The following is a 26913-nucleotide window of genomic DNA, read 5'->3' on the forward strand; positions in this document are numbered from 1 at the left end:
TTCTTTTCTCAAGGCTCTCAGTTTTTTTATAACAGCAATTTCAGCTTCTAAATATGCATTTCGCTCACGTAATCGAACTAATTCTTCTCGTTCGGATTCTGAAAGGTTACCAGTCACAGCTTTTTTATTCATAATAAGCTCCTTAGATAATGCTTGTCTACGTTTCTCATTCTTTAGACCATTATATCCATAAGTTAGGTACTTGTGAACCCAAGAACTTAATAATCCGCGACTAATTCCTGCTGGAAAAGAAACCTCTGAAAGAGTCTTCCCGTTTAAAACCTGTAGAATAAATGTCAATTTTTCTTCTGCTGTCCATTTTCTTTGCCTTTTAACGCGCTCTAATCCTTTAGGTCCGTGAATTTTTTCAATTTTATCCCAATCCAGTATTTTTCTTTGGAAACTCCTTTTCATAACTTTTTCAGGCGTTTCGGCCCATATTCCTTGTCGATATAATTCTACACATTTCATTTTGAATTCAAATGAGTAACGCATAATAAATACCCCCTTTACTGGTTTGTCCAGTAAAGGGGGTACATATCAAAACTCAGCTTCTTTTTCCAATTGTTTTTGAGACATTTCGGAGTAGTTCTTTAATTGAGAAACAATTGATTGCAGATTAGAAACTACAATTTGAATTTCTGCAGATGGAAGATTTTTATCCTTCAAGTTACTTAGTCTAGTCGCATCATCTGATAATACTTTGAGCGATTTTTGCATAGACTTCAACAATTGCTGACGTTCTTGAATGTTGGAGAATACTTTACCCGTTTTCTTAGCGTAAGACGTCATCGTGTAATCTTCATGGATATCCGCTTCCCAATCAGATTGTAATGAATTTTCTAACGCTTGAATGTCATTTAATTGTTGAACGACAACAGGTAAGGTATCTTGTACTTCTTGAACAGTAGATTCGGCACTTTTCTTTGTATTACCGCATGCTCCTAAAAATAAGAAACCCGCGCTAATCAAGAATACCTTGGCTGCGATTTTTTTTATATTACACTCCTTTAACAGTAATGCGTTTTCTTGTTGATATTATACGTGTATTTTGTTGTTTTTTCAATCTTTTGACTGATTTTTAGGACTTTATCCCCATTTTCAGTTAAATTTTACCCGTTTTTACCCCTTGAGTGGAAAAAAGTATTTCAATTTAACATCATTTTCAGTTCGTTGACTAACCTTTGACTTCTTTGTACAATACTATTATTGAAAAGAAATGGAGAGTCGATATGTTTTTATATTTAATATTAAGCGCTGTACTAATTATTGCAGATCAACTAGTGAAATTATGGATTGTAAATAACTTTAACTTGCATGATGGAATGCAGTTTATTAATGGAATTGTGAGCTTATTATACGTTCGAAATACTGGAGCAGCTTGGGGAATGTTCGAAGGGAAGATGGTTTTCTTTTATGCAATCACTGCAGTAGCAGTTGGAACACTTTTATATTTGATGTTTAAAGAAAAAGGAAAATCCAAATGGTTATTAACAGCTTACTCTTTCATTTTAGCTGGGGCTGTAGGAAACTTTATTGATCGTATCCGATTAGGGTATGTTGTCGATATGTTTAAGTTTGAATTTATCGATTTTCCAATCTTTAATGTTGCAGACATTTGTTTAACCTTCGGAGTAATCTTCTTATTTTATTATGTTATTTTTAAGGAACAATCAAAATAGGAGAGCACTATGACATCAGTATTAAAAAAATTAAAACTTGAATTAGAAAAGACTGAACGATTAGACAAAGTGTTAACTGGCGAGCTTGGTCTAAGTAGAACTACCATTCAAAGTTGGCTAAAAGCTGGACTTATTTCAGTTAATGGAGAAGTCGTAAAATCAAATTATAAAGCACATTCTGGGGATGAAGTTACAATTCTTCAGAAAGAGGAAGAAACTATAACCATTCAACCAGAGAATATTCCACTAGATATCGTTTTTGAAGATGACTCATTAATTGTAGTCAATAAACCAAGTGGTATGGTTGTTCATCCGTCTAAAGGACATTATAGTGGTACGTTAGTAAACGCATTGTTATATCATTCAAATAGCTTATCAGATAGCACGAGTGAAGAAATCTATCGTCCAGGATTAGTCCATCGCATTGATAAAGATACAAGTGGCTTATTAGTCATTGCTAAAAATAATGATGTGCACCAAAAATTGGCTGAGCAGATTGCTGAAAATAAGATGAGCCGTGAGTATATTGCCATTGTGGATGGGCACTTTGCACATGAAACGGGTGTTGTTGATGCACCTTTATCCCGTCATCAAACGAATCGCTTAAAAAGAGTCGTGGAAAAAGGAGGAAAGAATGCTATTACGCATTTTGAAGTTTTAGATTCTTTTTCAAACTATTCACTCGTATCTTGTCGCCTAGAAACTGGACGAACTCATCAAATCAGAGCCCATATGGAATTTATTAAACATCCGATTGTAAATGACCCATTGTATCATCCAAAAGGGAAAAAAGCAACAGAATTTGGTCAATTTCTACACGCAAGAACACTTAGCTTCACTCACCCATTAACAGGAGAAACGCTAAACTTCCAAGTGGAACCACCAAAAGAATTCGCGGAGTTTATTCAATTGAATAAAGGACACTTTGAAGACTAGAGGTGAAAGCAATGAAACAAGTCAGAATTATGGATGAAGGTGCTATTAGTAGAGCATTAACCAGAATTTCATACGAAATTATTGAGCAACAAAAAGACGTTTCGAATTTAGTGATGCTTGGTATTAAAACAAGAGGAATCACTTTAGCAAAACGCATCGCTGAGAAAATCTCTTCTTTAGAAAAGATTAAAGTACCAGTTGGCGAAATAGATATTACATTATACCGAGATGATCGGCATGATATCGAGAATGAAGAGGCGCCTGTATTAAATGGAACGTCTATACCTTTTAATATCAAAGGAAAGCAAGTGGTCTTAGTGGATGATGTTTTGTTTACAGGAAGAACGGTAAGAGCTGCCTTAGATGCAATTATGGATATCGACAGACCTAAGCGAATCAGTTTAGCAATTCTTATCGATCGAGGTCATAGAGAACTTCCAATTCGTCCAGATTTTATCGGGAAAAATGTACCCACTTCTTTAGAGGAAGTTATCCATGTTCATTTACTGGAGGATGACGCTTCTGATGAGGTCATTATTGAAAATGAGTAATATTATTACCTTCTCTTTATTGAGAGGGTATTTTTATTTTATAATCGTAAACGATCAAAACAGATATTTTAGTAGTATTCATAATATAATTTTATGAATTCTTCCTATATACATAACCATATTGCTTATTTCCAAACGTTCGTAAAGTAAACGCAAACAATCATAAAACTGATTATTCGATTACTTGTTTGTAAACGGTTGTAACAAAAAAATGTTTATACTATACTAATACCATGAATTGGTACCGTAACTTTTTAAATGATCATTTTCGTAAGACGTTATGATTTTATGATTGTTTAAAGCAAGACAGAAAAGGAGAATGACAATATGGCAATTCCTAATTTACAAGTTGCTTTAGACCACAACCGTATTGAAGATGCATTAAAAGATGCTCTTGCGGTTGGAAACGAAGTAGACATTATTGAAGCAGGAACGATTTTACTTTTAAACGAAGGGGACAAAGCGATTAAATGCTTACGTAGTGCTTTCCCAGATAAAGTAATCATTGCTGATACAAAATGTGCTGACGCTGGTACAACTGTTGCTAAAAATGTTGCCCTCGCTGGAGCAGACTGGATGACAGTAATTTGCTGTGCAACTATTCCAACTATGGAAGCCGCAAACAAAGAAGTGAAGTCTTTACAAGTTGAATTATACGGAGATTGGACTTTCGAACAAGCACAACAATGGAGAGACGCTGGTATTGACCAAGCAATCTTCCACCAAAGCCGTGATGCTCTATTTGCAGGAGCAACTTGGACTGAATCTGATTTAAACAAAATCCGTCGTTTAATCGACATGGGATTCAAAGTTTCAGCTACAGGTGGATTAACAAAAGACACATTAAAAGTGTTTGAAGGAATTCCAATTTATACATTCATCGCAGGCCGCGGAATTTACGCTACTGAAAATCCAGCGCAATCTGCTCGTGAATTTAAAGAAGAAATCAAACGTATTTGGGGATAATCCCAAGGAGGAATAATAATGGCAAATATCAAAGATGTAACAAAAGAATCTTGGATTTTATCTACTTTCCCAGAATGGGGAACTTGGTTAAATGAAGAAATCGAACGCGAAGAAGTGAAACCAGGAACATTCGCTATGTGGTGGTTAGGATGTACAGGTATCTGGTTAAAATCAGAAAAAAATACAAACATCTTATGTGACTTATGGTGTGGAACTGGTAAACGTAGCCACGGTAATGGAAAAATGAAAACTGGTCACCAAATGCAACGTATGAGTGGTTGCCAAAACTTACAACCAAACTTACGTACACAACCATTTGTAATCGATCCATTCGAAGTGAAAAATGTTGATGCTTTAGTAGTAACTCATATTCACTCAGATCACTTAGACATTAATACAGCTGCAGCAGTTGCTAACAACTGTCCAGAAGCTAAATTCGTAGGACCTCAAGAAGTAGTAAACACTTGGTTAGGTTGGGGAGTTCCTGCTGAACGTACAATCGTTGTACACCCAGGAGACTCAGTTAAAATCAAAGACATCGAAATCGTTGCTTTAGAAGCATTTGACCGTACAGCTTTAGTTACAGCTAAAGACGGTGAAGTTCTTAAAGGCAAAATGCCTCAAGACATGGACGAAATCGCTGTGAACTACTTATTCAAAACAAGTGGTGGTAACTTATATCACGCAGGAGATTCTCACTACTCAAACATGTTTGCTAAACATGGTAACGAACATGAAATCGATGTGTGCTTAGGTGCTTACGGTGAAAACCCTCGTGGTATCACTGATAAAGTGACTTCAGTTGATATGTTACGTATGGCTGAATCATTAAATGCGAAAGTGGTTATCCCAGTTCACTATGATATTTGGGCTAACTTCCAAGCAGATCCAAAAGAAATTACAGAAATCTGGAAATTCAAGAAGGATCGCTTAGAATACAAATTCAAACCATTCATCTGGCAAGTAGGTGGTAAGTATACTTACCCAACTGACAAAGATAAATTAGAATTTAACTTCTACCGTGGATTTGACGATGTATTCTCTGTAGAGAATGACGTACCATTCCCATCATTCTTATAATATTGTCATTAAATTTGGAAAGCCTAGAGCTAACCCACTCTAGGCTTTATCCAAGCGTAATAATGAATACGATTTCTTAATAACACAAGGAGGAAAATATGTTAAGAGAAATTATCGAAAATGGACGCTTTTCGTTCCAAAAAGGTTCTCTATCATGGGAAGAAGCCATCAAAAAAGCTTGCCAACCTTTATTAGAACAAAAGATCATTGAACCTGAATACCCAGGTTACATTATTAGTAATGTTCATGAATTTGGACCTTACATCGTAATTGCGCCAGAGATTTGTATCCCTCACGCACAAGAAGGAAAAGGGGTAAATGATACTGCTGTAGCATTTATGAACATTGAAGAAGCTGTGGATTTTGGACCAGGTGCTGACTACCAACCACATTTATTCTTCGTTTTAGCATCAACTGATAATGAAAAACACTTAAACAACTTATCTGAGTTAGTGACTTTATTAGACGATGAATCTGTAATTAATGCGTTTGTTAATGCGCGCTCAAAAGAGGATTTAGAAAATATCTTAAAAGGAATAGGTGAATAATAATGGAATTTTTATTCAGTTTTTGGCAATTCTTCTATGCTAACATTTTTACTAAACCACAATACTTTGTTGGTTTAATCGTTTTAGTTGGTTATTTACTATTGGGTCGTAAATGGTACGATGCATTAGCAGGTTTTATTAAAGCAGTTGTAGGTTACATGATCTTAAACGTAGCTGCTGGTGGATTAGTTTCAAACTTCCGTCCAGTATTAGCAGCATTAGGGGATCGTTTTGGATTACAAGCTGCCGTTATTGACCCATACTTTGGTCAAGCTGCTGCAGAAGCTGCATTAAAATCAGCTGGTCATGCAACAGGTTTAACAGTACAAGTATTATTAGTAGCTTTCTTAACGAACTTAGTATTAGTTATCTTCCGTAAATTAACTAAAGTTCGTACAGTATTCATCACTGGTCACATCATGGTGCAACAATCTGCTACAGCAACTTGGTTAATGGCTTTAGCTTTAGGTGATAACGTTAACCAATTACAATTTGTAATCTTATTAGGTATTGTATTAGGTGTATATTGGGCAGTAGCTGCAAACTTAACTGTAGAAGCTACTCAAGAATTAACAGAAGGCGGCGGATTTGCAATTGGTCACCAACAAATGTTTGGGGTTTGGTTAGTTGACAAATTAGCTCCTAAATTCTCAGGTAAAAACGACAAGAAGATTGAAGATCTTGAATTACCAGGTTTCTTATCAATCTTCAAAGAATCAATCGTTGCAACATCAATCTTAATGATCGTGTTCTTCGGTGCAATCTTATTAGTATTAGGTAAAGACTACTTAGTAGGCGTAAATGGACAAGAGTTAACAGTTGCTGCTTCTAAATTCAAAATGACTACATTAAAAGCAACTGACGACTTCTTCTTCTACATTTTACAAACAGCATTAACATTCACTGTTTATGTTCAAATCTTACAATTAGGGGTTCGTTTATTCGTTGCTGAATTATCAGAAGCGTTCCAAGGTATCTCTAACAAATTATTACCAGGTTCTATGCCAGCGGTTGACTGTGCTGCAGTTTACGGATTTGGTTCTCCAAACGCTGTAACAGTTGGTTTCTTATTCGGGGTATTAGGACAAATCGTAGCAATCTTAGGATTAATCGTATTCAAATCTCCAGTATTAATCATCACTGGATTCGTACCAGTATTCTTCGATAACGCTACATTCGCAGTATACGCTAACCATAAAGGTGGTTTACGTGCTGCTTCTATCCTTTCATTCTTATCAGGTTTAATCCAAGTATTAGGTGGAGCTGTAGCAGCAGGGGCATTTGGTTTAGCTGCATACGGTGGATGGCATGGTAACTTTGACTGGGATACAATTTGGGTTGGATTCGGATTCTTAATGCAAAACTTCCAATACATTGGTTTAGGAATTGTGTTAATTATTCTTTTAGCAATCCCTCAATTACAATACAGCAAAAACAAAGAACATTACTTCACTATCGCTGAAGACTATGAAACATACTTAGAGTCTAAGCAAAACTAATTTAATTAAGTAAAAGAATATAGTAAAATAAGGGTATCGGGTAGTGTTTTCTATCCGATACTCTAGCAATATAAGGAGATGTAAATTATGAAAGTATTAGCAGCATGTGGAAGCGGAATGGGTTCAAGCCAAATTATCAAAATGAAATTAACAAATGTATTTAGAAAATTAAATATTCCTTTAGAAGTTCATCACTGTGCAGTTTCTGAAGCAAAATCTTCAGCAAAAAACTATGATTTAGTTGTTATTTCATCAGCTTTGTTAGAAGTTTTTGATGGCTTAGATTTACCAAACACAAAAATCGTAGGCTTACAAAACTTATTATCTGAAAAAGAAATGACTGAAAAAATTTCTGAAGCTTTAGGCCTATAAGAAGGGATTCTACAATGGCATACGAACAATTAAAAGAACGTGTATTAAAAGCAAACTTAGAGTTACCAAAACATGGATTAGTTATTTTTACATGGGGTAACGTTTCAGAGTACGACCGTGAAGCAGGGGTTATCGCAATCAAACCTTCAGGCGTTGACTATGATAAACTAACTGCTGATGATATCGTAATTGTGGATATCGACGGTAATAAAGTAGAAGGAGCTCTAAAACCTTCTTCTGACTTAGATACTCACTTAGAAATTTACCGTAATTTTAAAGATGTAAATGGGGTAGTGCATACTCACTCTCTATGGGCAACTACAATGGCTCAACAAGGACAAGAAATTCCTGCATTCGGAACAACACAAGGAGACTACTTCTACGGAACAATCCCTTGTACTAGAGAAATGACAGAAGCAGAAATTAAAGGTGCTTATGAGTTAGAAACAGGTAAAGTAATCGTTGAAACTTTCAAAGATAAAGATCCAAATGCGATTCCAGCTGTTTTAGTATTTAACCATGGACCATTTGCATGGGGTAAAGACGCAATGGATGCGGTACACAACATTACTGTATTAGAATACGTTGCAAACATGGCTTGGCATAACTTTGCTTTAAACCCAAATATGAAGCCAATGTCACAAACAATTTTAGATAAACACTATTTAAGAAAACATGGAGCGAATGCTTACTATGGACAATAAAAAGTTTTATGAACTTGGTTTGTATGAAAAATCAATGCCTAACACACTTAGTTTTAGAGAAAAGTTAGAAACAGTGAAAACAACTGGATTTGACTTTTTAGAAATCAGTATCGATGAAACTGATGAAAAATTAAGTCGTCTAGAATGGACTAAGGAAGAACGCCAACAGTTAGTGAACGACATGTTCGAAACTGGAGTTCCAATCCGTTCAATGTGCTTAAGTGGCCATCGTAAATATCCATTTGGTTCGCACGATGAAGCAACTCGCACACGCAGTCTAGAAATCATGGAAAAAGCAATTCAATTAGCAGATGATTTAGGTGTTCGAGTGATCCAATTAGCTGGATACGATGTTTACTATGAAGAAGGAGATGCAGTAACACTTGATTACTTCATCCAAAACCTTAAGAAAGCTACTGAAATGGCTTCACAAAAAGGTATTCTTCTTGGTTTTGAAACAATGGAAACTCCATTCATGAACACTGTTGAGAAATCAATGCGTTTCGTTGAATTAGTGAAATCTCCATACTTACAAGTATATCCAGACTCAGGTAACTTAATGAACGCATCATTAGAACCTGGAGCAAAAAATGTCTACGAAGATATCGAATTAGGAAGAGGGCATATTGTTGCAGCTCACTTAAAAGAAACGATTCCTGGACATTACCGTGAAATTCCATTTGGTACTGGTCAAATCGATTTCAAACGTATGGTCGATACATTCTTATCAATCGGAGTAAATCGTTTCACCGGTGAATTCTGGTATGTAGGTCAAGAAAACTGGTTAGAAGACATTAAGTTTGCAAACCAATTCTTAAGATCTCATTTTCCAAACAAATAAATAGATTGAAACCTTCCAAAATTTGGGAGGTTTCTTTTTTGTCTAAATTGCCGAACGTTCGCGTTTTAAAGTTCGTATGTTATGCGTTTTCAATAATTTTGTTTGAATATTATTTTGAAAATAGTATGAAAAACTTTATTTTTAATAATATTTCTGTTGTAATTTACGTATATGTCTTGTAATATAGTAAGAGGGGTTAAGGAATTCTTAATTTCTAATAACAAAACGTATCTTAGGAGGATATATTTTTATGAAAAAGTCTTTTTGGTCTAAATTAGCAATTGGTTTATCATCATTAGCTTTATTAGCAGGATGTTCTAGTAATTCAGGTTCAGATACAAATCAAAGTCAAAGCCAAAATGCTTCGAAAACAATCGAAACTTTGAAAATCGCTTTTGTACCATCTCGTGATCCTGAAACAATTGTGACAACAACAGAACCATTAAAAGAACTACTAAAGAAAGAATTAGCGAAAGAAGGCTACGATGTTAAAAATGTTGATATCTCTGTAGGTACAAGTTTTGACGCTGTAGGTGAAGCATTAGCATCAGGTAGTGCAGATATTGGTTTCTTACCTGGTGGGACTTATGTATTGTATGACAAAGAAGTTGATGTATTATTAACGGCTACTCGTGATAATTTATTAAAAGACTCTACTAATCCAAAAGATTGGAATGATGGAAAAGAAACAGGTCGTGGAACTGAACAAGCTACATCCTATAAAGGATTAGTTATTGCTGGCCCTACTGAAAAAGGGAAGGAATTAGCTGCGAAAATCAATAGTGGTCAAGAATTGACTTGGGAAGAGTTAAATTCTGCCAAATGGGGAGTATTAGGAACTTCATCATCATCAGGTTATATTTACCCAACATTATGGTTACAAGAAAAGTATGGGAAAGGAATTTCTGACTTACAAAATGTTGTTCAATCAGACTCTTACGCAAGTTCAGCAGCACGTTTAGCTTCTGGTCAAATTGATATCATGGTTGGTTATGCTGACGTTCGTAACGATTACGCTAAAAAATGGACTAGTGATTATGGTCGTTCAGAAGATATCTTCAAAGAAACGAACGTTATCGGTGTAACTCCAGATATTTACAATGACACAATTTCAGTAAGTAAATCTTCTCCAATCGTAGACGATGCATTTAAAGAAGCGTTCGCTAATGCAATGATGAATATTGCTAAAACAGATGAAGGTAAAGAAATTATCAAAATTTACTCTCATAAAGGCTATAAGAAAGCAAATGCTAGCGACTACGATAAAGAACGTGAAGCACAAAAATTACTTAAAAAATTAAAATCAGGTAACTAATAAATTTGAGTTGAAGATCAAATGAGGGTTAGGAAATTTCTCCTGACCCTTTTTTGAGAGAGAGGCAAGAAAAATGATTAAATTCGAAAATGTATCTAAAACTTATCCAAATGGGGTTAAGGGTCTTAAAAATATTAACTTAGAAATTGAACAAGGGGAGTTTGTTTCTATTATCGGTCTTTCAGGTGCTGGGAAGTCTACGCTTATTCGCACAATTAACAGAATGCTGGATATCAGTGAAGGAAAATTAACGGTTGATGGAACTGATGTAAGTAAATTAAAAGGGAAATCTTTGCGTAAATTCCGTAGAAATAAAGTAGGGATGATTTTCCAATCGTTTAACTTAGTGACTAGAACAACGGTTATTAAAAACGTATTGACGTCTATCGTACCAGATATTCCATTCTTCCGTTCATTATTTGGAATTTATACCAAAAAAGAAAAATTACATGCATTAGAAGCCTTAGATAAAGTTGGAATTGTTGATAAAGCATTTATTCGTGCGGACCAATTATCTGGTGGGCAACAACAACGTGTGGCTTTAGCTCGTACATTAGCACAAAATCCAGAAATTATTCTTGCAGATGAACCAGTTGCGGCACTGGACCCAGTAACAGCAAAACGAGTCATGGAAGACTTCAAACGCATTAACAAAGACATGAATATTTCTATTCTTTTAAACATTCACCATGTAGAATTAGCGCTTGAGTATGCTGATCGTATCTTAGGAATTAGAGATGGCGAAATTGTGTATGATGGTCCAAGTTCTGAAGTGACTCCTGAAGTTTTAGATTTAATCTACAAAGGAAAGGTGGAGGGGTTGAATGAAGCTAAGTAAACTCTTCGCACCAAAAGAATATACACTAGAAAACGGAACTACCGTTAGAGAACCACGATCGAAAGCAATTATTATTACGATTTTGCTTCTTGTGGCAATGTATTACGCTGGTAAAGTAACGGGATTTAACTTAAAAACGCTTATGCAACGTGGTGGACAATTCTTTGTAATGATTGGTAGAATGTTCCCACCAAACTGGGAATACTCTAGTTCAATTTGGTCGCCATTAATCGATACGATTAAAATGTCATTATTGGGGTCTTTATTAGGGTCGATTTTAGTAATTCCTTTTGCGATTATTGCATCTAGCAACATTGTAAAAAATAAGTTTGTGATTAGTTTAAGCCGTTTATTTTTAAGTGTTGTTCGTACATTACCAACACTAGTAACCGCATTAATTGCTACATATATATTCGGTTTAGGAACACTCGCAGGTACGTTTGCGATTGCAACCTATACATTCGCTTATTGTGGAAAACAACTATACGAGCAAATCGAAACGGTTGATATGGGAGCTTTCGAAGCTGCTGAAGCTTTGGGTGCTACTAAAGGAAAAGCCTTCTCAAGTGCTATCATTCCGCAAATTTTACCAGGTTATTTAGCTTCTTCTTTATATTGTTTTGAAGGGAATGTGAGATACGCTTCTATTCTTGGTTATGTAGGTGCTGGTGGTATCGGTATTATTTTAAATGAAAACTTAGGTTGGCGTGAATATAGCAACGTCGGGATGATTTTAGTGATTCTATTCTTAACTGTAGTCATAATCGAAAGCGTTAGTTATTATTTACGTACTAAATTAGCGTAGGAGGGGACTTAAATGAATGAAGCAGTTTTAAATCAATATCAAAAAGCTCCTCGTACTTGGATTGTAAAATTAATGGTTGTTTTAATTCTTGTAACGCTTGTTGCATGGTCTGGTACGACTATTGAATTAAGTAAAATTCCTGAGAATGGCGCTGAAATCTCAAAGAACATTATTAAAGGGATTTTTTCTCCGGATACAACACTCTTATTTGACACTTCCAACAAAGGTGTAGCGTACCTTCTGTTAGAAACCATCTGTATTGCGTTTCTAGGAACTTTAGTAGGATCAATTTTAGCAATTCCATTTGCTTTCTTGTCTTCAACAAATATCGTTCCAAAGCCGGTAGCGTTAGTTTTCCGTACTTTAATTATGGCAATCCGAACAGTTCCAACATTAATTTACGGATTAATGTTCATCCGGGTAACAGGCCCTGGAGCATTTACAGGGCTTTTAACAATGTCTGTAGCATCCATCGGGATGATTTCAAAATTGTACATTGAAGCAATCGAAGACTTAGATTACAAGATTTTAGAGTCATTAGATGCTAGCGGATGTAATTTGTACCAAAAAATTCGATTTGGCATCTTGCCTCAATTAATTCCGTCTTTCATTTCAACGGTTATTTATCGTTTTGATATGAACTTAAGAGATGCGACAGTTTTAGGGATGGTAGGTGCCGGTGGTATCGGTTCTCCTTTAATGTTTGCGATGAGCGCTTATAAATGGAATGAAGTAGGAGCCATTCTTTGCGGATTAATCATTCTAGTGCTATTCATTGAGTTTGTATCTACTAAGATTCGTACACGTTTAGCACGCGGTTAAATTTCATCAAATAAACAACAAAAAACGACTTACAGAGCATTTCTGTAGGTCGTTTTCTTTTATAATGATATCTATTTTACTTTTGTGAAAAATTCACGAACTAAAGGTGCAAAGCTATAAGCTAAAGCAGCAAAACCAATTACAAGGAAAAATGATAAGACAGGCACCGTTTGATAGATAAAGAATAAGGTTGAAGCTACTAAAACTGCAGCCATAATAAAAGCCTGAATCGGCAATACAATAATTAATAAGTAACTATTCTTTACTAATCGTTTAATCGGACTGAAATACCTTGTCGTCATTGCAAGACCAATAATTGAAGCTACAATAGTTACAACTAAAATCAACGCTGATAAGACAAATAACATAAAACCGATAATTCTCAATAAATCAACGTTATTATTCGCAAATTTCCAGTAAAATTGTGCCATATAAACCATAGCAGCAAGTAGAATTAAATACACGATCCATAAGAGTATCTTTTTAGTGATATCACGCTTAAATTCATTCCAAAACGGCTTTATCAGTGTACGATTCTCATCCTCAGAAAGCTTAAGTGTTGTATGAATTAAGGCAGAAATTGCTGGACCAATCGTAACAACAGGTATACATAGAACGACAAATAATAGATTTAATAAAATAAAATCAGCAACTAATGTAGCGAAATGCCAAAACTTGCTGTCTTGATTATATTGCATGAGAGACCATCCTTAATAATTAATTACTTTAATAGTATACTTTGAGGTGCTTTAAAATGCAATGATGTTTCTTTGACACATCTATAGGTTTACATAATATATATTATACTAAGTTATTAATCAGAAAATTAATATATCCTCCATCATCAACAAAATACGCTCAGCATTTATAAGAAACACTGAGCGCATAACGTTATATAGCTTTTAATGTATCGATATCTATATTCTTATTGATTGATAATAAACATAGAACTTTTTTTGTAACTTTTTTGTTACAACTAATGCTTAATGCATCGGCATATATATTCAATTGGTCCTTATATTTACGTACGATGCTTTGAATTCCTTCTATAGAATCTACGACATAATCTGTCTTATAGTCAAATACAATAATCTCATCGTCTAACTCGACATATCCATCGATAATCCCGTGAATCATCATCAAATCATCTGTCTGAATCGATTTGAAGAATTTGCTAGCTTCAAGTACATATGAAAATGCTTGCTCACGGACTAATGCATGTGAATTTTGAACAATCCATTGACCAAATGTTGATTGGAAGAATTCGAACGCTTGTGTCACTGGAACTTTTGCAGCAACTTCTGGTGTAATTTCATTGGATTCCACTAAACTTCCCTGTAATTGTTCTAACGAATCTAATGTAATGGTACTTGTAAAGTCCACTTTCTGCATTAATAAGTGAAGAGCGCTACCTCTTTGAGCTCCAGAAACAGTTGTTGAACTAGTTTCCATAAAGCGTGGTTGTTCCAATGTAGGAGAGAGATAAATGGCTCTTCTCCCCTCTTCTATCAAGCTATTTTGCGATAATTCTTCGATGATTGGATCTTCAAGTACACGTTTTAATTCAGACACACTTTGATAGCTTGTTGTCTTGCTTTCAACGTCAAACTGGTAATCTTGTTGAATGGTTTTTAGCATACTTTGAACTCGAGCCTTCAATTCACCCGGAGAATTGGCTTCATTATAATATTCATGCCAATCTTTTTGGAAGACTTCCTTATCACTGATTTCATGGATATAGTGTTTGCTATTAGATACAATATCCGCCTTAGCAACAATTTCAGGAGTAATCTTGTATTGTTCGCGAATCGCACTCAGTAGCATCCAATTAAGGAATGTACTGCTTTTGAATCGTGCTTGATACGGTAAAATTTCACTAGATTCATTCATTAAAAAGGCATATTTCTTCTTAAATGACTCGTAGTTTTTAAGGGTACCAACGATAATTAGCTTTTCACGTGCACGTGTCATCGCTACATACAATTTACGCATTTCTTCGGATAATAATTTCTTCTTCTCGAAGTTTCTTGTAGCTACTGCTTGAACGGTTGGATACGTAATGCGTGTGCTTAAATCAAAGTAATTTGTACCTACACCAATCTCATCAGAGCACATGATAGACGCTTTTAAGTCTTGCATGTTAAATTTGCGATTGGTATCGATTAAGAATACAACTGGGAATTCCAACCCTTTACTTGCGTGAATTGTCATCACTTGCACAGCGTTGGAATCCATTGCTATTGGCGCTTCATCTAAGTCTTTTTCTTTCTTTTGCAGAGCTTCAATGAAACGAATAAAGTTACGAACTCCTTTAAAGCTACTTGATTCGTATTGATGGGCATGTTCATATAATGCATGCAAGTTTACAGCTCTTTGCTCACCGTTTGATTGCCCATGGACATATTCCAAATAATGCGTATCCATATAAATTTTCCAGATCAACTGAGCGATAGATTCGTTATTTGCGGTGTCTCTCCATTTATTTAATAATGTTAAAAAGCCTTCAAGACGTTCTTTAAGCGCTAATTGTTGCTTAGAATCATAATAGTCTACGTCCTTGAGTTTAAAATCAGAAATAAATTGACAAACAGCTTCATAGTAACTTGTATTTTTGGATGTTGTACGAATATGAGCTAATGCGATTTCGTCTAATCCAACAAGTCCAGAACGCAATACAGCAACTAATGGAATATCTTGTAATGGATTATCAATCACTTTTAGTAAAGAAACCATTGTCGTAATTTCAGTACGTTTAAAGTACGATTGCGCCTTTTGAACGTTCACTGGAATACCATATGCTGCAAAAATAGATTCGATTTTATCATTATTACTCTTTGTAGATGAAAGGATGGCGAAGTCTCCATAATTTACCGGACGTTTGGCATCCGCTTTATCATTCATCACTTCAAAAGGAGTATGAATCATCTCTTGAATGCGTTGTGCAACATAATGAATCTCATTTTCTACCTTTTCGAACCCTTCAGCATCTTCTAAATCGTCCGTGCTTTCATCTAAATCCACATCTTCAATTAAAATAATTTCACTGGATTTATCATCATCTTGAGAATATGAAAGATTCCCTGTTTTTAATGCAGCGACATCGTCATATTCCACTTGTCCCAACTCTTTATTCATAATTTGTTGGAAAACTTTATTCGTAAAGGAAAGAACCTCATCTCTAGAACGGAAATTCTCTGCTAGGACGATTCTCTCCCCACTCTTTCCTTCGGCATACGCTTCGTATTTTTCTCGGAAAAGAGACGGGTCTGCTAGTCGGAAGCCGTAGATAGATTGTTTCACGTCACCTACCATAAAACGGTTATCAGGCTTACTTACGAGCTCTAAAATCGCTTCTTGGACACGGTTAACGTCTTGATACTCATCTACCATGACTTCTTTAAAGTGATTTTGATAGTATTCTGAAGCAATCTTTTGTCCATTTTGATCTAATTTCGTCAGAATTCTCAAAGTGTCATGTTCTAAATCTGAGAAATCGAGCTTATTTAACTGATGTTTTTCATTCTGGAAACGGTCATAGAACATCACTGCAATATCTGATAGCTTCGATAGAATTCGATTCACTTTCGTCATTTGTTGAAGCTGAACTTCTGGCGAAATCACAAAGTAATCCTCTTTGATCTTTTGGAAGTCTTTTTTCAAACCTTCACGAATCGCTTTAATCTCATCTAGGCTTTCTTTAACGGTTTCATCCACTTTAGCTGTAGACCAGTTCTTAAATTTTCTATCTTCGAATGTTTGATACGCAAAAACATAGGATTCCTCTTGGATATGTACTAGAACAGCTTTAACAAAATCTAAATCATCTTCTAAAACTGCTTGATGCTTCGGTGCTCCAAGCAGTTCAATTTCTTTAAGAAGTTGATCATATTGAGTAACAAGGTAGCTTAACTCTTCGATTAATGCTGGTTTCACATACTTTTTTACGAAAGGTGTTGAAGCATAATCAGTTCCTACAGCATAGTTCTGCGTTAAATGAGATAACCATGTTTTAGGTTCTCTTTTTGAACGAGAATATTGATATAGGCGGTAAACAGTATTGGTAATGCCATCGTCAGAGCGATCGTTTGAGAATGTTGCAAATACTTCTTCATATTCTGGTTGTTCAAGTAGTTCTTCTTCTACGGCTCTCCAGACCTTTTCTTGCAGAAGTTGTCCTTCAATTTCATCCATCATCGTAAATACGGGGTCAATCCCTGCTAAATAGAAATAACGACGAATCACTTTCATACAGAAACTATGAATCGTTGAAATCATAGCAGACGGAATCAGTTGTAATTGTTTCGCGAAACGTTGCTGAAGGACTTCATCCGTTGATTTTTCAATCGCTTCTTCTAGTTTAGAACGAAGACGCTCCTTCATTTCTTTTGCTGCAAGTTCTGTAAAGGTTACAACTAGCAACTCATTAATGTCGATACCCTCTTGAATATGCATGAGAATCCGTTCTACAAGAACTTTTGTTTTCCCAGAACCAGCTGAGGCAGAAACAAGAAGATTGTTCCCACGAGTAGCTATCGCTTTCCATTGATCAGGTGTTGCTTGTAATCCTTTTGGTTTCTCTGGAATCATGCTTCTGTCTCTCCTTTCTTCTCTTGTAATTCATCTTGAATAAATGTAATCCCCTCTTCTTTTTCAAATTTAGGAAGAGTACGATATCTGTTTTCTGGGTTTGTAGCATCGAACTGTGCGATACTACTAAATTTACCGGATACAGAATCTGCATATTGTTTAAAGTCCTCGTAAGGAGCTAGTGTGATATCCCCAGATAGGATTCCTTTTCCTGCTTCTTGAATCTTTTCCCATACGAAATCTTTGAATAACTTCAATTCTTCTGTCGTATAAACACCATTTTTATAAGTTGCACTAATGCCTCCGTCTTTCTTAAGAGCAACATTCAAGACATTCGACTTACTCGTCTCAACTAATTCCGGATTGAGTCTAGCAATCTCATCTGAGTTAACTAAACCACGATGTTTAAAGGCTTTTGTCCATTCTTGCTTAAACTTATCTTCCGTTGGCACTTCTTTAATGCTGAATTTAGGATTATGCACATGGATATAGCTTGCTTCTAGAGGCGTTGGAATTACGCCTTTTTCACTGCGAATGATTTCTTCTGAAACTTTCAAATACGTTAACAGTTGGATTTGAACTCCTGCAATGAGTTTAGCGATTTCGAATTTTTGTTCAGAAGATTTATAGTCAATAATTCCGTTAAAAATTCCATTATCTGCTTGTAGTAAGTCGATACGGTCAATCTTCCCACGTAAATGAATAGATTGATTATGTCCAATTGGAATATGAATTGGATAGTTTCCAGAAGTCCCGAATACCACTTCGGTCATCCAAGGTTTTGTCTCTAGCGCTAAGGCTTGTTTTTGAAGCGCATTTGTCGTTTGCATTAGAGTTTGGTGTAACAATCCTTGGACAAAGTTTAAGCGTCTAGAAGAGGCTAAAATCGCAAATTTCGGATTGTCTTTCATTCGATTGAAGATATCTTTTTCAATAGCCAACTTTTGCTCTAACGTTAAGTCTCTTAGAGATATCCCACGTGCATTTAACTCTTTAATAAACTGATCAAAGAATTCATGGAAGTATTCACCAGTATTGGCTGGTGAAAGCTCAAATTCTTGACGTTCTTTCAGTCTTAATCCGTATTGTAAGAAATGACTAAATGGATCTTTATAGTAAGTTTCAATTTGAGATGTTGATAAATTTAATTGATTTCCATAAAGCTCTTGCGAAAGAGAAAGTGGCAATTTACTCGCTACATTCAATCTAAAGACAGACGCTAGTAATGCGTGATAGTTAGCGCTGAATGTGGCGTCAGTTTTTAGTAAATGCGGAATTAATTTCCACAAGAAATCAATCTCTTCTTTTTCTTTGAACTTGTTCTCTCTCATCTTCAATAGAAGCGTTGTAAAGAGTTCATATGGAACAACGAAATCACCCTGTTCTAAGCGTTTTTGTCGGTTCAACGACCCATCCATTTCTTCTAGTTCATAGTGTTTTAATAAACGTTGTATGAAATTTGAAACCAGTTGTTCCTTACCATCTTTAGAAATAGCACAAGAGAGATATAGGTGATCTGTTGCGCTCATGAGTAACTGATAGAATACAAACGGCTCAACGGATTGCAGCTGACCTGTTGTTGGCGCAAGAAAACGTCCACTATCTAAATGATTTGAGAATAGTTCACGTTCGTCGTCGGTTAATAATCCTGTTTCATCGATATTTCGTGGCATTACACCTTGCGAGAGCCCTACTGCAAAAGTGATTTTCTTCGGTGTATAACGAACGGAATCCATCCCAGTGATGGTTAATTCATCTAATGTAGATGGTGCTAAATTATAGTGCGTTTGTTCAAAACCAGTATGAAGTAACATCATAAAGGTTTCCCAATCAAAGGATTTTTCACCAAAAATATAAATATATTCATCTAACAATCGGATAAATTCGGACCAAACTTGTTCTTGACGTCTAGCTGTTTCTACATCTCCTTCTTCAGCAGCAACATCTCTCCAATAAATAAAGGATTGTTCAACGCATAAAGTTAATAGTAATTGATATAGTACAGAAACAGCTTCTTTCGTTGTAGCTGCTTGTTCTATTTTTTTGAATGCAGGTAATAATATAGCCGTTAATTCGTTACGAAGTTCTTGTGCTTTCAGTAATATTTGTGTATTTTTATCAGTCTGTTCCGCTTTCGAATCTTCGTCAATTGAATCTTCCACATACGCCCAAGGTTTCCCATTTGTCCATTGATACCCTTCGTAACCATTGGCAAGAATAACCGTTTCTGTTTCGTCTAATTGTTGTCTAAACGCTTGTAATTGGTCCTTAAGTGAAGTTTCTTCATCTTTATGCCATAAGACATATTCACTACGAAGAAGACTCATAATATCGGCATAACGCCAATCATATTGCCAAATAGCAAAAAGCGCGTCTAGTACTTGAATGATTGGATGATGTTCCATAGAATCTGATAAATCGATAAATCCAGGAATATCGTATTGCTTTAAAAGCGATTCTAAGAATAAATGATTCTCTTCTAAATTACGTCCTAAAATTTGGATATCTTTGTAGCGAACTTTTCCAGTTTGCACCATTCTTTTAATTTGGGCAAAAGTTTCTTGGTACTCTTCTCTTTCGTCCGTGTATTTAGTAAAAGTAATCTTTTGTAATGGAATTTTTTGTTCTGGTGTTCTTTTCACCTTTGGAAGTCCACCATTTGTTTCCAACCAGAACTGTTCCACCTCTTTAAATTCTTCATCAAAGATAGATTCAGTATTTTCCCATTCGATGATGCGTGCTAAGTCATCTCCTCTATTAATCCATCTTGAGAGTCTCTCCAAGAGAATTCTATTTGAAGTAAACAGTGAATCTCCTATTTCATTCTTGGCAGTATGTACACCATAAGTTGTTAATGTAGCATGAAATTCAACAGTGGCACCACTTCCTACTAAAGCTTCAATTACTTCCATTTCAGCCTTCGATAACGTCACCATTTCATCAATCACGATAAAGGTATTGGATAAATTTTTCGAAGCAATGACACTACATAACTGGGCATAACTTTCTTCTTGGTGAACAAAATCTTGTTTTAGTGCATTCGTATAGTAACGATAAATAATTCCAAATTCTTTTAATCGTTGCTCGTTTTCAGTAGGGTTGGTTGCTTCAAAAAAGCTTGAGAAATCCTCAATTTCAATTCCTCCCGATTGAAATTCATTCATTACTTTGCTTAGTTGTTCAAGAAAACCTTTATGACGAGCTTCGTTTTTAAAGAGTAATAGTTCGTCAGAATGTTCCTCCAAAATAGATTTCAAAAGCATTGTAATTCCTACTTTTGAAATGGAGAGTTTTTCTGTAATAGCTTCATTACGAAGGAGATACCATAATAAACGTTTAAAACTATAAACTTGTAGTCTCGTAGAAGCATAACTTCGGTTGGTTGAATTCGATAACAACTCACCGACATTTCGAATCATTTCCATCTCAGCAGTAAATTTAATATGATCTGGAACGATATAGAACACTTGGTGTGTTTCTTTTTCTTTCAACCAATTTGAAAAACGTCCAGCAATCATCTTTGATTTATTGGTTGATTTTTTTGAAATTACAGCTTTAAATCCCATCATTATCCCTCCACTTAAAGTCTTCTTTAGTATATCATGAAATCAAACAAATACGGCTATTTATTGCAATAAAAAAACACCTTTAGTAGTTTTCTACTAAAAGTGTTTTTCCATATAAAAATAAAATTATCCCACTAATTTTTCTAAAAGATCGGGACGGAATCCAAAGAATGGTTCAACGCCATCAGCAACAATTACAGGTAATGATTGGAACCCTAATTCCTTCACTTCTGCTAAAGCTTCTTCTGACTCGAAAACATCTTTTACAGTGAATTCCACATTGTTATTTTCAAAAAATTGTTTTGTAAAATTACATTGCATACAATTTGGTTTAGAATAAAGAATAATATTGCGATTTGACATATTACTTCTCCCCCTTTTATTTTTTCTGACAGAAGTTATCATACATCATTTTGTTTCAAAATACAATATATAGTTCTTATGAAAATACAATATCCATTTTCAACACAATATATAGTTTTTTCACAAATTACTTATAAACGCTGATATCATAACCTTTATTCGTTACATATCCCTCTTTTTCCCATATATTTTTCTTTTGTTTTTTTGCTTTCTTTTCAATTTCTTGGAATTGCTTTAATAAACTTGTATTGGGTTCATATGCATAACCAACTCTCGCAAGACCTTCTTCAATTAGAATATCTTGAAGTAACTTACCATCCACATATACGTACATTAATGCACGGTCATACTTATCTGCATGGTCCCCGACATCGAAACTTCCTTCAATTTTCTTTGCATTCTTCAACAATTCTTCAGTACGTTTCTTCGCCTCATCCGCAAATGGTTGTGCTTCTTTTCCCTCTTTAGCAGTTTCAGGCGCATCTACAATCAATAAGCGAACTTTGAACTCTTTTCCTTCATAACTCAGATGAAACGTATCTCCATCAGCTCCGTACACATATTTAAAAGGATACTTTTTCATGCTTTCAAAGAAATCAAAGTTTTTTCCCGTAAAAGAAGAATTAGACGTATTCTGAGAGGTTTTGGACGAAGAATGAGCATTTGATTTGTTGATAGCTTTTTGCTCTCCAAAAGCTTTATAAAGCGCAAATACGATTAAGATAATAATTGAAATAATAGTACTAATCATTTTCCATTGTTTTTGTGTCATTAGCCTTCTCCTTTATAAATAAAAAAGAGGCAAATGCCCCTTTTTATTCAAATTATACTTCTAAAAGTTCTTTCTCTTTAGTTGCAGCTAATTTGTCAATGTTCTTAACACTGTCATCCGTAACTTTTTGGATGTCTTTTTCAAGTGTGTGTAATTCATCTTCAGTAATTTCTTTAGCTTTCTCAGCTTTTTTCGCTTGGTCAATTGCATCACGACGAATATTACGTACGCTAACTTTTGCACTCTCAGCTTCTTTACCTACTTGTTTAGCTAATTCTTTACGACGTTCTTCTGTTAATTGCGGAATAATTAAACGAATTACGGAACCATCACTTGTTGGAGTAATTCCGATATCGCTCATCAAAATTGCACGTTCAATGTCATTTAATGAAGATTTGTCATAAGGAGTAATTAAAAGCATGCGAGCTTCAGGAACTGTAATTGAAGCTAATTGGTTTACGGGAGTTAATGCTCCGTAATATTCCACTTCTAGACGGTCTAAAAGACTTGCATTCGCGCGTCCCGCACGGATTGAACCTAATTCACGTTGAAGCGCATCTTCAGATTTTTTCATACGCTCTTTTGTATGAGCTAAAATTTCGCTAGTTGACATATCCTATTTCCCCCTAACTGTTGTACCAATGTTCTCCCCTAATACAACGCGTCTAATATTTCCTGGTTCATTTAAATTAAACACCACTAATGGAATATTGTTATCCATAGAAAGTGAGCTTGCAGTCGTATCCATTACTTTTAAGCCTTTTTGAATAACATCTAAGTGTGTTAATTCATTGTATTTCTTCGCATTAACGTCTACACGTGGATCAGCACTGTAAACACCATCCACATTGTTTTTCGCCATTAAGATTGCATCTGCTTCAATCTCAGCAGCGCGTAAAGCAGCAGCTGTATCAGTTGAAAAATATGGATTCCCAGTACCACCAGCAAAGATCACAACACGTTCTTTTTCTAGGTGACGTACAGCTCTACGACGAATATAAGGTTCAGCAATTTGACGCATGTCAATTGAAGTTTGAACACGCGTTGGAACCCCTACGTTTTCTAAAGCATCTTGAAGTGCAAGAGCGTTCATTACAGTAGCTAACATTCCCATATAGTCTGCTTGAGCACGTTCCATACCAACTTCTTCGCCAGTAATTCCGCGCCAGATGTTACCACCACCGACAACAATTGCGATTTCAACACCAAGATCATGAACCTTTTTTAATTCTTTAACAACTTCTTTAATCGTTGGTGGATTAATCCCGAAGCCAGCTTTGCCTGCTAAAGCCTCACCACTTAATTTTAAAACCACACGTTTATATTTTGGTTCAACCATTGCTTTGTCTCCTTAATCTTTATAAAAAAAGGGAATAGCGGGTAGTGGACTACCATATTCCCTATCTTCAACAATAATTATTTTCTAACTTGTCCCATTACTTCTTCAGCGAAGTTATCAACACGTTTTTCTAAACCTTCACCAACTTCATAACGGTGGAATAATTTAACTTTTCCGCCTTTAGAAGCAACGAACTTAGAAACTGTTTGATCTGGATCTTTAACAAATGGTTGATCGTTTAAGCTGATTTCAGCTAAGAATTTATTTAAACGTCCAGCGATCATTTTTTCTACGATGTTAGCTGGTTTGCCTTCGTTTAATGCTTGTTCAGTAAGAACTTTCTTTTCATGTTCTAATTCTTCTTCAGAAACTTGTGAACGGTCAATATATTTAGGGTTGATTGCAGCGATGTGCATTGAAACATCTTTAGCTGCTGATTCATCAGTAGAGCCTTCAACAACTGTTAACACACCAATACGTCCGCCCATGTGTAAGTATGCACCGAAAGCATCTGCATCAGATTTTTCAACGATTTCAAAACGACGTAAAGTGATTTTTTCACCGATAACTGTAGTAGCTTCAGCAATCACATCAGAAATTTTTCCGTTTGGAGTTTCAACTTCAAGAGCTTCCTCTAATGCAGCAGGGTTTGCTTTTAAGATTGCTTCAGAAACTTCTTTAACTAATGCTTGGAATTTGTCGTTTTTAGCAACGAAGTCAGTTTCAGCATTCACTTCTAAGATAACTGCGCGGTTTCCTTCTACTAATACATTAGTAATCCCTTCAGCAGCGATACGGTCTGCTTTTTTAGCAGCTTTTGCTAATCCTGCTTCACGTAAGAAATCAACTGCTTTGTTGATATCTCCTTCAACTTGAACTAATGCTTTTTTAGCATCCATCATACCTACGCCAGTCATATCGCGTAATTGTTTTACTAATTGAGCTGTAACTTGAGCCATTCTCAATTCCTCCTATAAATTGCTTTAAAATTTTTATGAACTTTTTAAAAAAAGCTGTTTGAATTGAAAAGTCTATTTCGCCTCTTTCTGATTCAAACAGCTTAACAGTTAGTGATTATTCAGCGTTGTCGCCTTCAACTAATTTTTCGATATCTTCTAATGAAGTATCTTTATCTAAGTCTTCAACGTCTACTGCTACGTCTTCACCTTGGTTACCTTCGATGAATGCATCAGCCATTTTAGCAACGATTAATTTAACCGCGCGGATAGCATCATCATTTGATGGAATAACAACATCAATTTCATCTGGATCACAGTTTGTGTCAACCATAGCAACGATTGGAATGTTTAATTTGTGAGCTTCTTGAACAGCAATGCGTTCTTTACGAGGGTCAACGATAAACATTACATCAGGAATGCGTGGCATATCTTTAATACCACCTAAGTATTTTTCAAGTTTGTCTAATTCTTTTAATAGAATACCAACTTCTTTTTTAGGTAATACTTCGAAAGTACCGTCTTCTTGCATTTCTTTGATTTTTTTCAAACGTTTGATACGTGTTTGGATTGTATCCCAGTTCGTTAAAGTACCACCTAACCAACGATGGTTAACGTAGTATTGACCTGAACGGATTGCTTCGTCTTTAACAGCATCTTGTGCTTGTTTTTTAGTACCAACGAATAATGCAATACCACCGTTTTCAGCAACTTCATGCATATAGTTGTATGCATCGTCCACTAATTTAACAGTTTTTTGTAGGTCGATGATATAGATACCATTTCTTTCTGTGAAGATGTATCTCTTCATCTTAGGGTTCCAGCGACGTGTTTGGTGACCGAAATGTACACCAGCTTCTAACAATTGTTTCATTGAAATAACTGCCATTTTTATTTTCCTCCAATTTGGTTTATATTTTCCTCCCCAATTTTCAGCGATAAGACCTCTTCTAAAAGAAGCACCAATCTTAACATCCAATTAGGTGTGAATTTTTTTGGTTTTTACACCATCAATGATTGTACATGAAAGTTATTTAAAATGCAAGAAAATTCTATTGTTTTCATGACGAAACAATTCTATTTCAATTCATCTTCTTCAAAATAACCTAACCCATTTTCCACAACAAAAGTACTAATCACATCTCTCGTTTTTCCATTCACCTCAGCACTACCCTTGAATTGATAGACTCCATCCCAAAAGGAGCCTCTTGGTAATGCTTCAAGTACTTCTTTAAAGTATTCTAGGTTAGATAACCCTGCTTTTTGCGCTTTAGAAGTTAATTCAGAATAGAAAATGAGATCAATATTTGCGTAAATTTGATCGTTCTTCATCGCTTGCTTTACATCAATATTGTAAAACCCAGCAGCGTCTTGATCCCCTTTTTCGACATTTCGAAGCGATTCAGCAATTAAAAACGCCGTAAATTCATACCCGTCTGTTGGATAAAAATCAACTCTAGATTCTTTTACCAGCTCAACTTTAAAAGCTGTATTAATGGTATCAGCAATTGTATAAGGCACTTTTAATTTATTTAATTTCGCTTTATAAAGGGTGAGTAAAAAGTTGAATTCCTCATATTTCACTTTATCAAGTCGTTCGCGCTCTTTATCAGTTTTTAATAGTTCTTTGATTTTTTGAACATTCTCATTTGAAATTGCTAATTCATATTGATCTCCAGCCTCTTCAGAAATTGTATAATTTTTTGAATAAGAATATCCGTCCGAAAACTGCTCAGTATATTCCAAACTCACTTCATATCCTCGTAATTCAAATGCGTGCTTTTTATTTTTTACTTTTACAGTCCCATTTAGTCCGAAGTCTTTAAACTCTTGAGGATAGTTTTTCCCAGAATTGAAAAGTGATGGTGCTGAAATCGATGAAAATGCAGTTGATACTAACAAAATATTCGTAATAATAATTAAAAACAATCCAAATACAAAATGGTATTTGGCATCATTATTGTCCTCTCTATGGAGCCATAGCTTTTGATAAACCGCAATGATAAAAATCAATGTAAGAATTAAACTTAAAGCGAATGTTTCAGAAAAATGATTCATAAAATCAATGAACTTTAGTTTTCCTTTTATTAAATCAGCGCTCTGAATAAAGTAGCTTACAATTACAAGAACCAACTGAATAAAACTTGAATTCCTGATATTTTCATCCTCTTTAAATCCGACCATTAATCGTATTGGATCGATGAGTAAAAAGAGATTTCCAAAAGCAATCAGTGCCCACGATACAATAACAAAAGGCCATGCAAAAGAAGGAAACTCTCCAGATGGATACAAATAGAAAAGAACATTATAGATTAAATATCCAATGATCACTAAACTCAGCCGAAAAAAACTGACTGTATTTCGTTTCATA

The 26913-nt window shown here is 35.2% G+C and carries 26 protein-coding genes; 14 read left to right on the plus strand and 12 right to left on the minus strand.

The genetic code is table 11. The annotated features are described in order from the left end of the window. The coding region (locus ADH99_RS05380) for a transposase (protein WP_049555925.1) at positions 1-495 on the minus strand (495 nt) is incomplete at its 3' end. A gap of 45 nt (positions 496-540) precedes the next feature. After that, positions 541-972 carry a hypothetical protein gene (locus ADH99_RS05385; RefSeq protein ID WP_179944357.1) on the minus strand — a complete coding sequence of 144 codons (432 nt, stop codon included), beginning with the start codon at positions 970-972 and terminating at the stop codon, positions 541-543. Positions 973-1232: 260 nt separating this feature from the next. Here ADH99_RS05385 and lspA point away from each other — a divergent pair, with 260 nt between their 5' ends. The 14 genes from lspA (at position 1233) to phnE (ADH99_RS05455) (ending at position 12959) form a co-directional block, all read left to right on the plus strand. Further along, complete coding sequence (gene lspA, locus ADH99_RS05390; protein WP_039848773.1) at positions 1233-1682, plus strand: signal peptidase II; 450 nt, start codon at positions 1233-1235, stop codon at positions 1680-1682. A 9-nt stretch (positions 1683-1691) separates the two neighbouring features. Beyond that, positions 1692-2618, plus strand: a complete 927-nt coding sequence (locus ADH99_RS05395; protein WP_049555436.1) for an RluA family pseudouridine synthase — start codon at positions 1692-1694, stop codon at positions 2616-2618. A gap of 11 nt (positions 2619-2629) precedes the next feature. Beyond that, positions 2630-3169, plus strand: a complete 540-nt coding sequence (gene pyrR / locus ADH99_RS05400; protein ID WP_049555435.1) for a bifunctional pyr operon transcriptional regulator/uracil phosphoribosyltransferase PyrR — start codon at positions 2630-2632, stop codon at positions 3167-3169. Positions 3170-3496: 327 nt separating this feature from the next. After that, complete coding sequence (locus ADH99_RS05405) at positions 3497-4135, plus strand: 3-keto-L-gulonate-6-phosphate decarboxylase UlaD (RefSeq protein ID WP_048711867.1); 639 nt, start codon at positions 3497-3499, stop codon at positions 4133-4135. 18 nt (positions 4136-4153) lie between these two features. Continuing rightward, positions 4154-5215: an L-ascorbate 6-phosphate lactonase gene (ulaG, locus tag ADH99_RS05410; protein ID WP_006702638.1), complete on the plus strand. Its 1062-nt coding sequence runs from the start codon at positions 4154-4156 to the stop codon at positions 5213-5215. Positions 5216-5313: 98 nt separating this feature from the next. Next, complete coding sequence (locus ADH99_RS05415; RefSeq protein WP_049555434.1) at positions 5314-5763, plus strand: PTS sugar transporter subunit IIA; 450 nt, start codon at positions 5314-5316, stop codon at positions 5761-5763. A 2-nt stretch (positions 5764-5765) separates the two neighbouring features. After that, on the plus strand, positions 5766-7262 hold the full coding sequence (locus ADH99_RS05420; RefSeq protein WP_049555433.1) for a PTS ascorbate transporter subunit IIC: 1497 nt from the start codon (positions 5766-5768) through the stop codon (positions 7260-7262). 84 nt (positions 7263-7346) lie between these two features. Then, the gene (locus tag ADH99_RS05425; protein ID WP_049555432.1) at positions 7347-7634 is read left to right on the plus strand and encodes a PTS sugar transporter subunit IIB; all 288 of its coding nucleotides are present in this window, start codon (positions 7347-7349) and stop codon (positions 7632-7634) included. A gap of 14 nt (positions 7635-7648) precedes the next feature. After that, positions 7649-8338, plus strand: coding sequence for an L-ribulose-5-phosphate 4-epimerase (locus ADH99_RS05430; protein WP_005605477.1), 690 nt, complete (start codon positions 7649-7651; stop codon positions 8336-8338). Further along, complete coding sequence (locus ADH99_RS05435; protein ID WP_065427320.1) at positions 8328-9179, plus strand: L-ribulose-5-phosphate 3-epimerase; 852 nt, start codon at positions 8328-8330, stop codon at positions 9177-9179. The genes ADH99_RS05430 and ADH99_RS05435 overlap by 11 nt, the downstream gene beginning before the upstream one ends. A 250-nt stretch (positions 9180-9429) precedes the next feature. Beyond that, complete coding sequence (locus ADH99_RS05440; protein WP_005605481.1) at positions 9430-10494, plus strand: PhnD/SsuA/transferrin family substrate-binding protein; 1065 nt, start codon at positions 9430-9432, stop codon at positions 10492-10494. A gap of 73 nt (positions 10495-10567) precedes the next feature. Beyond that, positions 10568-11332, plus strand: a complete 765-nt coding sequence (phnC, locus tag ADH99_RS05445; protein ID WP_005605483.1) for a phosphonate ABC transporter ATP-binding protein — start codon at positions 10568-10570, stop codon at positions 11330-11332. Then, positions 11319-12137 (plus strand): phosphonate ABC transporter, permease protein PhnE, encoded by an 819-nt coding sequence (phnE, locus tag ADH99_RS05450; RefSeq protein ID WP_049555430.1) that lies wholly within the window; start codon positions 11319-11321, stop codon positions 12135-12137. The genes phnC and phnE (ADH99_RS05450) overlap by 14 nt, the downstream gene beginning before the upstream one ends. Before the next feature lie 12 nt (positions 12138-12149). Next, on the plus strand, positions 12150-12959 hold the full coding sequence (gene phnE / locus ADH99_RS05455; protein WP_049555429.1) for a phosphonate ABC transporter, permease protein PhnE: 810 nt from the start codon (positions 12150-12152) through the stop codon (positions 12957-12959). Positions 12960-13030: 71 nt separating this feature from the next. Here the strand turns inward: phnE (ADH99_RS05455) and ADH99_RS05460 are convergent, their stop codons facing one another. The 10 genes from ADH99_RS05460 to ADH99_RS05505 all read right to left on the minus strand — a co-directional run bounded on the left by ADH99_RS05460 (position 13031) and on the right by ADH99_RS05505 (position 26912). Continuing rightward, a complete protein-coding gene (locus ADH99_RS05460) occupies positions 13031-13657 on the minus strand; it encodes a DUF624 domain-containing protein (RefSeq protein ID WP_049555428.1) in 627 nt (208 codons plus the stop codon). Between the two features lie 193 nt (positions 13658-13850). Further along, positions 13851-17546, minus strand: coding sequence for a helicase-exonuclease AddAB subunit AddA (gene addA / locus ADH99_RS05465; protein WP_049555427.1), 3696 nt, complete (start codon positions 17544-17546; stop codon positions 13851-13853). Continuing rightward, on the minus strand, positions 17543-21115 hold the full coding sequence (locus ADH99_RS05470) for a PD-(D/E)XK nuclease family protein (RefSeq protein ID WP_082160279.1): 3573 nt from the start codon (positions 21113-21115) through the stop codon (positions 17543-17545). Before ADH99_RS05470 ends, addA begins: the two co-directional genes overlap by 4 nt. A 123-nt stretch (positions 21116-21238) precedes the next feature. Beyond that, positions 21239-21475, minus strand: coding sequence for a glutaredoxin-like protein NrdH (gene nrdH / locus ADH99_RS05475; RefSeq protein WP_039848779.1), 237 nt, complete (start codon positions 21473-21475; stop codon positions 21239-21241). Between the two features lie 127 nt (positions 21476-21602). Beyond that, positions 21603-22247: a thermonuclease family protein gene (locus tag ADH99_RS05480; RefSeq protein WP_049555425.1), complete on the minus strand. Its 645-nt coding sequence runs from the start codon at positions 22245-22247 to the stop codon at positions 21603-21605. Positions 22248-22299: 52 nt separating this feature from the next. After that, positions 22300-22860 (minus strand): ribosome recycling factor, encoded by a 561-nt coding sequence (gene frr, locus ADH99_RS05485; RefSeq protein WP_049555424.1) that lies wholly within the window; start codon positions 22858-22860, stop codon positions 22300-22302. Between the two features lie 3 nt (positions 22861-22863). Continuing rightward, the gene (gene pyrH / locus ADH99_RS05490) at positions 22864-23586 is read right to left on the minus strand and encodes a UMP kinase (RefSeq protein ID WP_049555423.1); all 723 of its coding nucleotides are present in this window, start codon (positions 23584-23586) and stop codon (positions 22864-22866) included. 77 nt (positions 23587-23663) lie between these two features. Next, positions 23664-24545: a translation elongation factor Ts gene (gene tsf, locus ADH99_RS05495; RefSeq protein ID WP_049555422.1), complete on the minus strand. Its 882-nt coding sequence runs from the start codon at positions 24543-24545 to the stop codon at positions 23664-23666. Positions 24546-24660: 115 nt separating this feature from the next. Further along, a complete protein-coding gene (gene rpsB, locus ADH99_RS05500) occupies positions 24661-25431 on the minus strand; it encodes a 30S ribosomal protein S2 (RefSeq protein WP_039848780.1) in 771 nt (256 codons plus the stop codon). Positions 25432-25619: 188 nt separating this feature from the next. After that, positions 25620-26912, minus strand: a complete 1293-nt coding sequence (locus tag ADH99_RS05505; RefSeq protein ID WP_049555421.1) for a hypothetical protein — start codon at positions 26910-26912, stop codon at positions 25620-25622. Between the last annotated feature and the right edge of the window lies 1 nt (position 26913).

This window comes from Granulicatella sp. 572.rep1_STHE (assembly GCF_001073445.1).
In the GTDB taxonomy this organism is placed as follows: Bacteria; Bacillota; Bacilli; order Lactobacillales; family Aerococcaceae; genus Granulicatella; species Granulicatella adiacens.

Coding starts and splice junctions, on each gene's coding strand:
- phnC (WP_005605483.1), top strand. CDS start 10,568: ATGATTAAATTCGAAAATGTATCTAAAACTTATCCAAATGGGGTTAAG.
- lspA (WP_039848773.1), top strand. CDS start 1,233: ATGTTTTTATATTTAATATTAAGCGCTGTACTAATTATTGCAGATCAA.
- tsf (WP_049555422.1), bottom strand. CDS start 24,545: ATGGCTCAAGTTACAGCTCAATTAGTAAAACAATTACGCGATATGACT.
- ADH99_RS05440 (WP_005605481.1), top strand. CDS start 9,430: ATGAAAAAGTCTTTTTGGTCTAAATTAGCAATTGGTTTATCATCATTA.
- ADH99_RS05435 (WP_065427320.1), top strand. CDS start 8,328: ATGGACAATAAAAAGTTTTATGAACTTGGTTTGTATGAAAAATCAATG.
- ADH99_RS05505 (WP_049555421.1), bottom strand. CDS start 26,912: ATGAAACGAAATACAGTCAGTTTTTTTCGGCTGAGTTTAGTGATCATT.
- ADH99_RS05420 (WP_049555433.1), top strand. CDS start 5,766: ATGGAATTTTTATTCAGTTTTTGGCAATTCTTCTATGCTAACATTTTT.
- ADH99_RS05395 (WP_049555436.1), top strand. CDS start 1,692: ATGACATCAGTATTAAAAAAATTAAAACTTGAATTAGAAAAGACTGAA.
- ADH99_RS05430 (WP_005605477.1), top strand. CDS start 7,649: ATGGCATACGAACAATTAAAAGAACGTGTATTAAAAGCAAACTTAGAG.
- addA (WP_049555427.1), bottom strand. CDS start 17,546: ATGATTCCAGAGAAACCAAAAGGATTACAAGCAACACCTGATCAATGG.
- ADH99_RS05470 (WP_082160279.1), bottom strand. CDS start 21,115: ATGATGGGATTTAAAGCTGTAATTTCAAAAAAATCAACCAATAAATCA.
- ulaG (WP_006702638.1), top strand. CDS start 4,154: ATGGCAAATATCAAAGATGTAACAAAAGAATCTTGGATTTTATCTACT.
- ADH99_RS05405 (WP_048711867.1), top strand. CDS start 3,497: ATGGCAATTCCTAATTTACAAGTTGCTTTAGACCACAACCGTATTGAA.
- nrdH (WP_039848779.1), bottom strand. CDS start 21,475: ATGTCAAATCGCAATATTATTCTTTATTCTAAACCAAATTGTATGCAA.
- ADH99_RS05460 (WP_049555428.1), bottom strand. CDS start 13,657: ATGCAATATAATCAAGACAGCAAGTTTTGGCATTTCGCTACATTAGTT.
- ADH99_RS05415 (WP_049555434.1), top strand. CDS start 5,314: ATGTTAAGAGAAATTATCGAAAATGGACGCTTTTCGTTCCAAAAAGGT.
- pyrH (WP_049555423.1), bottom strand. CDS start 23,586: ATGGTTGAACCAAAATATAAACGTGTGGTTTTAAAATTAAGTGGTGAG.
- rpsB (WP_039848780.1), bottom strand. CDS start 25,431: ATGGCAGTTATTTCAATGAAACAATTGTTAGAAGCTGGTGTACATTTC.
- ADH99_RS05480 (WP_049555425.1), bottom strand. CDS start 22,247: ATGACACAAAAACAATGGAAAATGATTAGTACTATTATTTCAATTATT.
- phnE (WP_049555430.1), top strand. CDS start 11,319: ATGAAGCTAAGTAAACTCTTCGCACCAAAAGAATATACACTAGAAAAC.
- phnE (WP_049555429.1), top strand. CDS start 12,150: ATGAATGAAGCAGTTTTAAATCAATATCAAAAAGCTCCTCGTACTTGG.
- pyrR (WP_049555435.1), top strand. CDS start 2,630: ATGAAACAAGTCAGAATTATGGATGAAGGTGCTATTAGTAGAGCATTA.
- frr (WP_049555424.1), bottom strand. CDS start 22,860: ATGTCAACTAGCGAAATTTTAGCTCATACAAAAGAGCGTATGAAAAAA.